Below are 11,960 nucleotides of genomic sequence, written 5' to 3' on the forward strand. Positions count from 1 at the left end.
ATTAATCAATTGATATGCGTCACCGTTGTCGTGTTCCACAACTAAGTAAACCTGCTGACCAGCGCAAAGCCCTGCTGCGATCGCTGACAACAGAATTAATCCGTCACGGTAAAATCACCACCACTCTGATCCGCGCCAAAGCTGTGCGGCCGGAAGTGGATCGGATGATTACCTTGGCAAAAGATGGCTCCCTCGCGGCTCGTCGGCGGGCTATGGGCTATATCTACGACAAACAGCTAGTACACGCGCTGTTTGAACAAGCTCAAGAACGGTATGGCAATCGTAACGGTGGATATACCCGCGTCCTGCGGACTGTCCCCCGGACTGGAGATCATGCCGAAATGGCCATTATTGAATTAGTCTGATGCAGTGCAGCAAGGATTTGAGATTTTATGATTGACAATCCAAAATTGACAGTCGAAAATCCCAAATCGATGCAGCGCATTGCTTTAGTCATCCAATATATCGGCACAGATCTGCACGGTTGGCAGCGGCAGCCGCATCAGCGTACAGTACAGGAAGAGATCGAAACAACTATCTCAACAGTGCTGCAACGTCCGGTAACGCTGCATGGGGCCGGAAGAACCGACTCTGGAGTTCATGCCGCTGCTCAAGTAGCCCACTTTGATGCCGAAGGCCCAGTTCCAGCCCATCGCTGGAAAGATATTCTCAACTCGCGACTGCCTAAAGATATTTTAATTCGAGCCTCCGCTAAGGTGGAACCCACCTGGCACGCTCGGTTTTCAGCCACTTGGCGGCGCTATCGCTACACCCTTTATACAGACCCAGTACCTAACTTGTTTGTCCGTCCCTTTGCTTGGCACTATTATCATGCACCTCTGGATGAATCTTTAATCCAGGCGGCTTTGACTCCCTTGATTGGGCGCTTTCACTTGGCAGCTTTTCACCGCGCTGGGTCGTCACGCCCTCATTCCTGGGTAGACGTGCAAGTAGCAGAGTGTCAGCGATTTGGGTCGTTCATTCACATAGAAGTTCAGGCGAGTGGGTTTCTGTACGGGATGATGCGGCTGCTAGTGGGGCTGCTGGTGCAGGTGGGTAGAGGAGAGCGATCGCTTGAGAATTTTAAAGACATCTGGGTTCAAGAACGTCGAGAAATGGTAAAATATTCTGCCCCTGCTCATGGTTTATGCCTGCTGCGAGTTGGCTATCCAGAATTTCCATTTCCCCCCCAAGTCTGGTACGACACCCAACCTAAATTTGTCTTTGGTTAACTGTTAACTGTTAACTGTTAACTGTTAACTGATAACGGTTAGTTGTTGGTTGTTTCACCAATTAGCAATTAGCAATTAGCAATTAGCAATTAGCAATTAGCAATTAGCAATTAGCAATTAGCAATTAGCAATTAGCCACTAACAACTAACAACTAACAACTAACAATTACCGATGAACACAACTTATGTCCCTCCTGTAAATACCCTAGAACATAACTGGTACGTCGTAGATGCGACGGATCAGCGTCTAGGTCGTCTTGCCACTGAAATTGCCTCCCGCCTTCGGGGAAAAAATAAGCCTACTTTTACTCCCCACATGGATACCGGCGATTTCATAATTGTGATCAATGCCGAAAAGGTAGCTGTTACTGGCAAAAAACGTAGCCAGAAAATCTATCGCCGCCATTCTGGAAGACCAGGTGGTATGAAAACGGAAACTTTTGCTAAATTGCAAGTCCGTTTACCCCAAAGAATTGTTGAAGAAGCTGTGCGTGGGATGCTACCCCATAATTCTCTGGGAAGACAGCTATTTACTAAGTTAAAAGTGTACGCTGGCCCTGACCATCCCCACGCAGCTCAAAAACCAGAACAGTTAATTATTAATACGATTCCGGGAGGAAATGATTAATGCAAGTTGTAGATACATCAGGTCGCGCTATGTACTGGGGTACAGGCCGCCGCAAATCTTCGATCGCACGGGTGCGTTTAGTACCGGGTACAGGTGAATTGACGATCAATGGTAAAAAGGGCGATCTTTATCTGCAATTTAATGCAGGTTATTTAGCTCTTGCTAAGGCTCCTTTGGAAACTTTGGGCCTGGAAAATGAGTACGATATTCTGGTGAAGGCTGAGGGCGGTGGATTGACTGGCCAGGCTGACTCTATTCGCTTAGGTGTTGCTAGAGCTTTGTGTCAATTAGACCCAGAAAACCGCAAGCCTTTAAAGAGTGAGGGTTACTTGACTCGCGATCCCCGTGCTAAAGAACGGAAGAAGTACGGTTTACGGAAAGCTCGTAAGGCTCCTCAATACTCGAAACGGTAGGCGCGAAGGAAGAAGGAAGAAGGAAGAAGGAAGAAGGAAGAAGGAAGAGGGAAAAGGGAAGAAGAAAATCTCCCCTGCTCCCCCGCTCCCCTGCCCCCCCGCTCCCCTGCTCCCCTGCTCCATAGGTCAGCTAAAATAGTAGTAGATTTGCAAGATTAGAGAGTAGAAAAAAATGGCAAAGGATGGTATTCATCCCAAGTGGTATCCCGAAGCGAAGGTTTACTGTAACGGGGAAATGGTAATGACGGTTGGCTCGACGAAGCCACAACTTAATGTTGATGTCTGGTCTGGCAATCATCCCTATTACACTGGGACTCAGAAGATTATTGACACGGAAGGACGAGTTGAAAGGTTCTTACGTAAGTACGGGATGATGGATGGCGGTCAAATGCCCCCACCAGTCGATCCTCAAGCGAGTGGGCCGATTGTAGAGGCTCCCAAAACAGATGCGACTCCTGCTAAGGGTGGTAAGGGCGGCAAAAAGAAGAAGTAGCTATTGTCATTTGTCCGCAGTCTGTTGAGGGTGGTTTTTTCTACCGACAACATACCTCTGTGGGATTGGGAAGCGAAGATTTTGGATTTTAGATTGACGGGTTGGTGGGCGATTTAAGAAGTCTGCGTAGGCGAAGCTAATGGTAAGTATCGCGAATATTTAATCTAAATCCAAAATCTCAAGTTCTCGATCGAAAATCGGCGCAAAATGACACGGGTTTTCTAGCCTGTGTTGCAAAATAACACAGGCTTTTTGGTCTGTGGTGTTAATAAAGCAGGCTTAAAGGCCTGTGCTGCCAACTAACAAAGGACAAAGGACAAGTACAATGGCTGAATCTTATTTGCTGGATAAGTTGAAGTCCGTTGAGCAAACTTTTAATGAGTTGACTCGACGGATGGCCGATCCTGATGTGGCGAAGGAACCGAATGAGTTTCAACGAGTGGCTAAGGCTCGATCTTCTTTGGAGGAAGTGGTTAATACTTTTGAGCTTTGGAAGGAGACTCAGGATAATTTAGCTGGTGCGCGTCAGATTTTAAAGGAGTCGGCGAGCGATCCTGAGATGCAGGAGATGGCATCTTTAGAAGTGAGTGAACTTGAGGATAAGTCAGATTATTTGGAAAGCCGTTTGAAGGTTTTGTTGCTGCCGCGAGATCCGAATGATGATAAGAATATTATGCTAGAAATTCGGGCGGGTACTGGCGGTGATGAGGCGAGTATTTGGGCGGCTGATTTGGTTCGGATGTACTCTCGCTATGCTCAAAGTCAGAATTGGCAAGTGAAGATGCTGAGTGAGTCAGTGGGGGAGAGTAGGGGTTTTAAAGAGGCGATTCTGGAAATTCAAGGTGACAGTGTTTATAGTAAGTTGAAGTTTGAGGCAGGAGTGCATCGGGTGCAGCGGGTGCCGGTGACGGAGGCGGGTGGCCGGGTGCATACTTCGACGGCGACGGTGGCGGTGATGCCGGAGGTGGATGATGTGGAGATTCACATCGATCCGAAGGATATTGAGATGAGTACGGCTCGATCTGGTGGGGCTGGCGGTCAAAATGTGAATAAGGTGGAGACTGCGGCTGATTTGTTCCACAAGCCGACGGGGATTCGGATTTTTTGTACTGAGGAGCGGAGTCAGTTGCAGAATAAGGAGCGGGCGATGCAGATTCTGCGGGCTAAGCTTTATGAGATGAAGTTGCGAGAGCAGCAGGATGAGGTGACTTCGAGGCGGCGATCGCAGGTTGGTACTGGTTCGCGATCGGAGAAGATTAGGACTTATAACTATAAGGATAATCGAGCTACAGATCACCGTTTGGGTGAGAATTTCTCTCTAACTACGATCTTAGAGGGGGATATTGATGATGTGATTCAGGCTTGTATTTCTCTGGATCAGCAAGAACGTTTAGCGGAATTAGCTGCTTCGACTTCTAACTAATAGATTGATAGGGAACTAGGGATATTTTTGACTAAGCTTTTGTTCCCTATCTTTCTTGTCTTTTCCTTCTTACTTCACAGGACTTACGTACTGTAACATCAACCTAGATTTGAGATTGCTTCCCTACGGTCGCAATGACAGAATATTGCTTCCCTACGGTCGCAATGACAGAATTATGTTGTCCGTGCGTAAGTCCTACATTGATTCTATTCCCTTCTTCCCTTCTTCCCCTAGCTCCTAGTCCTTAGCTATAAATTCCTGTTGCAAGCGATAGATAATAGAATTCCGTTCAACTTGGTTAAGAATATCTTGAATAACTCTATCTTGCCCCAAAGGCCCCCAAGTACAACCCTTTTCCAGATAAACCTGAGAAGCGCGACCTACAGCATAACTTCCGTAAGCAGCTAAACTAGCTTGAGTAACAGCAACTCCCGCAAACGTAGAAAAATCGGCGACAATTCCCGCTGTACTTTTCCCCAAACCTAAAATTAAACCACTGCCCAATTCACCAAAAAGTACACCACCCGCACTAAAAATAATTGTCTTCCAAAGTTTGCCAGCTTCGTAACCAGTCATCGGTAAACCATAAAGTCTAGCTAAAGACCGAATTAGAGCTAAGTCCGCCATAGGCGCTGCTAGTATATCTAAAAAAGCAATAGGATTTAAGCCAATAGCTAAACCCTTATATTTTGCGAATTGCCAAATCAAATTTTCCGCCTCTGATTGCCGTAACTTAATAGTTTTATGGGCAATATTTACCTCGGATTCTCTGGCTTGAATTAGCGCATTGAGAGCAAGGATAGATCGTCCTTCCCTGTTGATAATTGTAATCAATTTTTGCTTAAGTTCATCTACTTGAGATGGCGGCGACTCCCATTCATAAGTAACGCGATCGTCAGGCCATTCAACTCGTACTTGAACTGGTGCTGGTTCAGCGGCCGCCATCACAATTTCTAGGGATTTAGGATTGAGAAATTCTCCCTTTTGTTCTCCTTCTTTGTCATTCCCTAATGCTTGTAAATTTTGGTAAATAGCTTGCCGATCTACCTCTGGATAGAGGTCAATTTTGTTAAAAATTAAAATCAATAGTTTCTGAGATTTTTGTAGTTCTCGGATAGCGTCATATTCAGTTCTAGTAATATCACCCGCCACCACAAACAAAATAAAATCAGCTTGGCGAGTCACTTGTTTCGCCATTTCACCTCGCACTTCACCGCCAATTTCATCAAGTCCGGGAGTATCAATTAATTCAACTTGTATATCTCCCTTGAGAAGGTTTTGAGGAAGCGTCCATCTCACGGATCTTGGCCACTGGGTGACACCATTGAGAGGGCCAGTTTGCAAAATTTTCTGACCTAAAAGAGCATTTAAAACTGCCGATTTACCGCGACTGACAAGGCCAAAAGTAGCAATGCGAATTACATTCTGGTCAAGCTTTTCTAAGGTTGAAGTTAAGACATCTAATTGAGTTTGTAATTCTGCTTGTAATTCTGTATTCGCAGTCTGTTGTCTGCGCTCAAGAGGAGAATACCGCGCTAATGCTTGTCTTAAACTAGCACGAGCGAGGGATAAGTGCAGTTCGCCTTGTTGATTTGGCCGCGCTGAGGGTGTTTCAGGCGTAAGAACCTTATGAGGTTGAGAAGGGGGAGAATGAGTCAAGGTTTAATCAGGGGGAGAAACTATTGTTAGTTTAGCGAATCTTCGTGATTTTGGTGTAGCTAGTTACTAATTAAAAATTAAGACAACACCAGAGCCAAAAATCGTAGACCAAACTCAACAATCTAAGAAACAGCCAACTCTAGCAGATGTTGAATTCGTCAATCCAAACACTCTCATCTCAAGACAAATGCAAAGCGAGATGACAGCAGTAAGATTAAGAAACTTGTTTAAAGAAATTGCCAAGCTAAAAATAATGATAAAAAACACTAAAAATTGATAGGTTGGAAATAACATAAATCCAGAAAGAGATGCCGTATTTACCCTGAATGAGCTAATTTTAAGCCGATCCTACCAAAAAATTCTGGCACTTGCAAAAAAAATTGGGGTAGGCTTTTCAGCTTACCCCACAATCAAACAATAATTGGTTCAGAAAGTCAAGGAATTTAAGAAACTTCAGCCGCAATTGCGTTTTCAGGCTTAGGCGATTCTGGCACAATTCGCTGCATAACTTGCTTAATGAAGGTTTGCAAAACGGTGACTTGCTGATTTTGTTGAAATACGGTTTGTAGAGTTTTTGTCAGATTCAGTTTCAGATTATTAACATCTGTTGTGTCTGTACTTATATCTTGAGTTTGGAAATACTCAATTAAGCTTAAACCTGCTATTCGGGTAAAATAAGCAGCACTCACACCTTGGACAACTCCACCTGCAACAAAGGTGATTGTATTGCTTTTGAGAAGAGTAGTAATAGTCTGGGTTGAAAGTTCTACCAATCCCAATTTTAGCATCTGATTTGCTAAAGTGCCTGCTACTGTTTTAGCTTGATCTACGGAGAATTTTTGCTGATAAATTGCTCCGATATCGATTACCATTTGGGTGCTGATGGCGGCGGTTGCTAATAAGTCTAAGGCGGCTATGGGGTTGGCAAAAGCGGCGGCGGCGGCAATATATTGATATTGTTCAATTATGGGTAAAGCGCGATCGCGTCTCACTCCATTTAATGCCGTTTTTACCTGAGATTTTAGATTATCTACAGCTCTAATAGTATTAGCCCAGACTAACTTTTGACTTTCTTGAGTTAAGATTTGACTTAATCTGTCAGTCAAAGGTTGAATTTGTGAGGTTTGTGGCTCGTTCCATTCTTTAATTGTGCCGTCTGGTTGGTGTTGTCGGACTTTAATTGGACTTGGGGAAGATGCGATCGCAACGATATCTTCTGCTGCTAATATTCCCGCCATTCTTTGCCGTAATTGCTGCAACACCTGTGCTTTTTGTTCTGGCAAATATTGGTCAAGTTTATTCCAAACTAGGACTAAGCGCTGACCTGCGGCAATGAGCTGCGATAATATTTGAAATTCTGGATCGGTGATATCGCCAGCGGTGACAAATAAGACTAAATCGGAGGAGATTTTCGCCTCATCTTTACTGATAAATAATGGTGCTGCTTCCCAAAAACTTAACTGTTGGGAGTCTTGCTCTTTCCAGTTAGATTGTAACTCTTGAATTAACACAGTTTTGCCGACAGCTTTACCACCAGCAACGCAGAGGTGTAAATCTTGCCGATCTAATTCTGCTGTCAACTGGCTGAGTTGTTGTTTTAAACTGGAATTAGCATCACAATTTGGTGCTTCTGCTGCTAGTAAATTAATCGCAGTTTTAGCGATCGCGATCGCCTTCAGCGCCATTTCCCGATCCACAGGTGCAGATGCAGGTGTAAAGTCAATAGAGGGCGATCGCCCTTGCCACCACCACCACCCCGCACCAGCTACAGCCACGCCCAACAGCGCCACTTCACCGAGTTCTGCAACAGAGTGCTGAAGGCTATCTAACAGCCAAAGCGCTAACGATAAGCCAATCCCGCCAACTAAAATCGGTCGCCGCAAGTTAAGTGTCATTTGTCCCTTCCTTTAGGTAGTTAAGGCCCAGCTTCAACAACCCAAAGCTTGGCATCCATCCCTCTCTCTATGCTAATCTCTGGTAAGACAAACGATCGCAAAAAACTTCTCAATTCCCAGACCAAAATTTTTCCAAATCTATAACACTCAAAGGGGCAAGCAAATAGTAAAAATTGCCCCCTTACCAATTCTACTTTCAGCCGTAATGCTACCGCCGTGTGCTTCTACAATCCGCTTAGCGATCGCTAACCCCAAACCCGTACCGCTACCCGAACGCGAGGGATCTGTAGTATAGAATTGCTCAAAAATGCGCGGTAAATCGCTAGAACTAATCCCAGGCCCCCGATCCTCAACTTTAATAACAGCTTGTTTTCCTTCCTTACATCCAGAAATCAACACCTGAGAATCCGCTGGGGAATGCTTAATCGCATTGTCGAGTACGTTCAAAATTGCCTGCAACAGCCGTTCTGGATCGCCAAACAACATAATATCAGCCACATCCACGATCGCAGACACACCTCGCGCTTCCATCCGGGGTTTGACAGCACCAACAGCGCGGTTAATTAAATTGCTGAGTACCAAACTTTGCTGTTCTAATTGAGTGACACCCGCCTCCAACCGTCCCAAATCCAGCAAATCGCGAACCAGACGAGACAGGCGTTTAGTTTCATCCTCTACAGTTTGAAAGAAGCGATCGCGCAATTCCGGCTCATAAGCAGCACCACTTCTCAGCGCCTCCACCGTCACCAACACATTACTAATAGGAGTGCGGAGCTCGTGAGAAACATTTGCCAGAAAAGCTCTACGTTCCTGATCCAGCGAAGCCAGCCTTTCGCTCATCCGATTAAGTTCCGAGGCCAACTGATCCAACTCATTGCTTTGACGAATCACCAGCTTATCACCAAAATGACCGCTTCCCAGGCGGATCGCAAAATTCCGCATTGTTTCGACAGGTTTAGAAAGACTTCGCGCAAAGCGATCGCTAATTACCGCACACAGCAACAGCGTCAGCATCAAACTCCCCCAAACCGTCCAAATCACCTTCGCAAACTGGCGCTGAAACTGTTTCAAAGTAATCGACATCCGCAGCACACCTAGCATCTCACCATTCCGATCGATCGGTCGAGCAATGTAGAGTCGATCCTCCCCGGACAAAACCCCTTTTGCGATCCCTCGCGCCGAGCGATTTTGGAACGCCTCCTTCATCCCAGCCACCTCGTACCAGTTCGTAATCAGTTTATCTAACTGAGGATCGGAAGTAGCCAGCAAGCGACCTTTAGGGTCAAAAACCCGCAGCGTAACGGTTTCTGGTGCTCCGTAGCGTTCCACCACCAGTTTTACTCGCTCAATTTTGCCTTCCTCCAAAGCATCCGCCACACTCTCGCTCAAAGCCGCAGTCCAATTTTCTAAATCTGTCTGTCGCGCCTGCATGAAATAATCATAAAACGACCACAGAATGTACCCCGCCATCAGCGAAGTTCCCAGCGTTGTTAGCAGCAGATAGGTAGCTAACAGCTTGGAATGAATAGAATTTAATTTAATTTTGGGCAACCATTTCATTTCTTAATAGATTTTAGATTTATGAAAAAACCTATAGCATTTCTCAATTATATGAGGTACAAAAGCACCCCCCTAGCCCCCCTTGTTAAGGGGGGGAACCGGAAAAGCCCTCTTTCTAAGGGGGTTGGGGAACCGAAAAAGCCCCCTTTCTAAGGGGGTTGGGGGTAGAGTTATTGTACCTCAGCAGACAGAGAAAAGCTGTAAAATTTTATTTATTTACTCTCTAAAGACTGCTCCGTAGAACGGCGGCGTAACACTGCTTTGATCCGCGCTAAAAGTTCGCGAGTATTGAACGGTTTTGTTACATAGTCATCTGCTCCCGCCTCTAAACCCCAAACCTTATCAATATCTTGGTCTTTAGCAGTCAGCATCACAATTGGCACATTTGAAAATGCCCGAATCCGCCAGCAGACTTCCATACCGCTCACTTCTGGCAGCATTAAATCTAGTAAAATCACATCTGGTACTTGTTTGTGGAATTGTTTGATCGCGCTCAAGCCATCTACTGCTGTCATCACTTCATAACCTTCTTTTTGCAGCGTGTAGGTAAGGCTATCGCGCAGGGCTGGTTCGTCATCTACTAATAAGATTTGAGGCATTGTTTCTTACCGCTAACTCTTATTTTGAGACTGCCACAGTCTCGCTTTTGAAGTATCCCCCTTTAGGAATAAAGCTCAAGAATAAGCTGTTTTGTATATAAATCAAATCAAGGGACGGGCAGGGTGCAGCGTCCCACAATAATTTCACAAAAATTGACTGTCAAATTGTATGCAGAACAACTTGTAATCTAATAATTCTCTAATAACTCCTGTGGAGCAGGCATCTTGCCTGCCTTTTACGATGAGGCAGGGGTCGCTATTTTATGCCAAAATAAATCCTAATCTCCACTGCATCGTCAGAAAACTATGCTTGGTCAAAAGCTGCGCGATCGCTATCATATCATCGAACTACTGGGAAGTGGTGGATTTGGCGACACCTACCTTTGGGGCAGTTAAGGAAATTAGCACAATGGTTGTGAATGCCCAAGGGCAAACAACCGTATCAATTGTAATCGGGACTGCTGGTTATATGCCTAGCGAACAAGCGAAGGGGAAACCTCAACTTGCTAGCGATGTTTATGCAGTGGGAATGATTGGGATTCAAGCGTTAACGGGTGAACATCCTTTTAATTTACCAGAAGATCGGCAGACGGGGGAAGTAGTTTGGCGAAATCAGGCGAAAGTTAGTAATAATTTAGCGAATGTTTTAGATCAAATGGTGTGCGATCGTTTTAGTCAGCGTTATCAAAATGCAAATGAAGCATTGCAAGCAATTTTATCTTTGTCACCGCCGCCACCGCCACCACCACCACCACCAACTAATACGACAAGGCGAGGTTTTTTACAATTAGCGGTTTTTGCTGGAGTTGGGTTTGTGGCTTCGGTAGTGGGTGGATTAGTGAGTCAAAATTTGGGTAATAAATAGCCTCAACCTTCTTCAAGTCCTTCACTCCCACCAGATGATAATTCGCCATCTCCATCACCTTCACTAGAAGAAGAATTACCACCACCAGAAAATCCATCGTCTCCATCACCTTCAAGTTCCCTAAAAACCTTTAATTTTGAAATAGTAACACTTAATTCAACGGGGCAAATTGCCAATCGCCGCCAAAGTCAAGCAGAATATTTTACAGATAATCTCGGCAATGGTATCAGCATAGATACGATGTCAATTCCAGGGGGTAGTTTCGTGATGGGTTCCCCCGATACAGAAGCAGGGCGAGATAACGATGAAGGGCCGCAGCATAATGTTACTGTCGCCCCTTTTTTTATGGGTAAATATGAGGTAACTCAAGAACAATATGAAGCCGTGATGGGAAACAACCCTTCTAATTTCAAAGGCGCGAAACGTCCTGTAGAACAAGTAAGCTGGGATGATGCTGTGGCATTCTGCCAAAAACTGAGTCAAAAAACAGGCAAGAATTATCGCTTACCTTCAGAAGCGGAATGGGAATATGCTTGTCGCGCTGGCACTAAAACACCTTTCTATTTTGGCGAAACAATTACCCCGGATTTAGTTAATTATGAGCGATAAATGGCACGATAACTACAATGGCGCACCAACTGACTGAAGTTCCTGGGAAACAGTTACATCTGAATACCGAGTGGAGCGTGGTAGCTCTTGGCTCTACGTTGCAGTCTGTTAGAGTCGATAGAGGCATTGCTACCTCTATCTCTGTCGGGTAAGGTTCAAGCGTCGCCGCTCGGTTCTTCCGTACTTAGTATGCTAATTCTTTAGGAAAATGCCAAAAAAGCAAAGCTCGTATTTCAAAGTTTTTAAAATTTCTAAACCCGAATCCACTGCGTTTTAACAGCTTTAACTTATTATTAATACCTTCAACTATTCCATTATTTGTTCTTTGTTCAAAATATCCTGCTACCTCTCCAAACCACCTTTTAATGGTGTTTACGCTCTTTTTATAGTACGGTTCTGCTTTTTTCAACCAATCGATTAGTTCTAATATTCCTGCACTTAAATTTTTACTCTTTGTTGACTTCTTCTATTTGCTCTAAGACTTCTTCTCCCCATTTTAGCAAAACTTTTTCGATTGATGATTGTTTTCTTTCTGACACCAACCCTAAAAGTTTATGTGTTTCTAAATCTACTAATACCACGAT

At 44.8% G+C, this 11,960-nt stretch carries 13 protein-coding genes and 2 pseudogenes; 9 read left to right on the plus strand and 6 right to left on the minus strand.

Annotated features, from left to right (window positions below):
• Positions 1-14 precede the first annotated feature (14 nt).
• The 6 genes from rplQ (at position 15) to prfA (ending at position 4,189) form a co-directional block, all read left to right on the plus strand.
• Positions 15-365: a 50S ribosomal protein L17 gene (rplQ, locus tag PY364_RS27500; RefSeq protein WP_275570883.1), complete on the plus strand. Its 351-nt coding sequence runs from the start codon at positions 15-17 to the stop codon at positions 363-365.
• Positions 366-392: 27 nt separating this feature from the next.
• The gene (gene truA / locus PY364_RS27505; RefSeq protein WP_275570884.1) at positions 393-1,232 is read left to right on the plus strand and encodes a tRNA pseudouridine(38-40) synthase TruA; all 840 of its coding nucleotides are present in this window, start codon (positions 393-395) and stop codon (positions 1,230-1,232) included.
• A 172-nt stretch (positions 1,233-1,404) separates the two neighbouring features.
• Positions 1,405-1,860, plus strand: coding sequence for a 50S ribosomal protein L13 (gene rplM / locus PY364_RS27510; protein WP_275570885.1), 456 nt, complete (start codon positions 1,405-1,407; stop codon positions 1,858-1,860).
• Positions 1,860-2,273 carry a 30S ribosomal protein S9 gene (gene rpsI / locus PY364_RS27515; protein ID WP_007356144.1) on the plus strand — a complete coding sequence of 138 codons (414 nt, stop codon included), beginning with the start codon at positions 1,860-1,862 and terminating at the stop codon, positions 2,271-2,273. Before rplM ends, rpsI begins: the two co-directional genes overlap by 1 nt.
• A gap of 172 nt (positions 2,274-2,445) precedes the next feature.
• Complete coding sequence (gene rpmE / locus PY364_RS27520; RefSeq protein ID WP_275570886.1) at positions 2,446-2,766, plus strand: 50S ribosomal protein L31; 321 nt, start codon at positions 2,446-2,448, stop codon at positions 2,764-2,766.
• Positions 2,767-3,091: 325 nt separating this feature from the next.
• Positions 3,092-4,189 carry a peptide chain release factor 1 gene (prfA, locus tag PY364_RS27525; protein WP_275570887.1) on the plus strand — a complete coding sequence of 366 codons (1,098 nt, stop codon included), beginning with the start codon at positions 3,092-3,094 and terminating at the stop codon, positions 4,187-4,189.
• A 237-nt stretch (positions 4,190-4,426) separates the two neighbouring features.
• Here prfA and PY364_RS27530 read toward each other — a convergent pair whose 3' ends face one another.
• From PY364_RS27530 to PY364_RS27545, 4 genes and pseudogenes are all read right to left on the minus strand, one after another.
• The gene (locus PY364_RS27530; RefSeq protein ID WP_275570888.1) at positions 4,427-5,848 is read right to left on the minus strand and encodes a DUF697 domain-containing protein; all 1,422 of its coding nucleotides are present in this window, start codon (positions 5,846-5,848) and stop codon (positions 4,427-4,429) included.
• Between the two features lie 443 nt (positions 5,849-6,291).
• Entirely contained in the window at positions 6,292-7,743 is a 1,452-nt protein-coding gene (locus PY364_RS27535) for a DUF697 domain-containing protein (RefSeq protein WP_275570889.1), read from the minus strand.
• 147 nt (positions 7,744-7,890) lie between these two features.
• Positions 7,891-9,303 carry a sensor histidine kinase gene (locus PY364_RS27540; RefSeq protein ID WP_275570890.1) on the minus strand — a complete coding sequence of 471 codons (1,413 nt, stop codon included), beginning with the start codon at positions 9,301-9,303 and terminating at the stop codon, positions 7,891-7,893.
• A gap of 245 nt (positions 9,304-9,548) precedes the next feature.
• Positions 9,549-9,902: pseudogene (locus PY364_RS27545) on the minus strand (response regulator); the annotation flags it as partial.
• A 211-nt stretch (positions 9,903-10,113) separates the two neighbouring features.
• On the opposite strand from PY364_RS27545, the gene PY364_RS27550 reads away from it, so the two are divergent.
• Positions 10,114-10,767, plus strand: a complete 654-nt coding sequence (locus PY364_RS27550; protein ID WP_275570892.1) for a hypothetical protein — start codon at positions 10,114-10,116, stop codon at positions 10,765-10,767.
• A gap of 2 nt (positions 10,768-10,769) precedes the next feature.
• Here PY364_RS27550 and PY364_RS27555 read toward each other — a convergent pair whose 3' ends face one another.
• On the minus strand, positions 10,770-10,943 hold the full coding sequence (locus PY364_RS27555) for a hypothetical protein (RefSeq protein WP_275570893.1): 174 nt from the start codon (positions 10,941-10,943) through the stop codon (positions 10,770-10,772).
• 64 nt (positions 10,944-11,007) lie between these two features.
• On the opposite strand from PY364_RS27555, the gene PY364_RS27560 reads away from it, so the two are divergent.
• Both PY364_RS27560 and PY364_RS27565 read left to right on the plus strand, forming a co-directional pair.
• Complete coding sequence (locus PY364_RS27560; RefSeq protein WP_275570894.1) at positions 11,008-11,376, plus strand: formylglycine-generating enzyme family protein; 369 nt, start codon at positions 11,008-11,010, stop codon at positions 11,374-11,376.
• Between the two features lie 17 nt (positions 11,377-11,393).
• The gene (locus PY364_RS27565) at positions 11,394-11,528 is read left to right on the plus strand and encodes a hypothetical protein (RefSeq protein WP_275570895.1); all 135 of its coding nucleotides are present in this window, start codon (positions 11,394-11,396) and stop codon (positions 11,526-11,528) included.
• 32 nt (positions 11,529-11,560) lie between these two features.
• Here the strand turns inward: PY364_RS27565 and PY364_RS27570 are convergent.
• Positions 11,561-11,806, minus strand: a pseudogene (locus tag PY364_RS27570) (transposase); the annotation flags it as partial.
• Positions 11,807-11,960: the final 154 nt, after the last annotated feature.

This window comes from Kamptonema sp. UHCC 0994 (assembly GCF_029167235.1).
In the GTDB taxonomy this organism is placed as follows: domain Bacteria; phylum Cyanobacteriota; class Cyanobacteriia; order Cyanobacteriales; family Microcoleaceae; genus Kamptonema.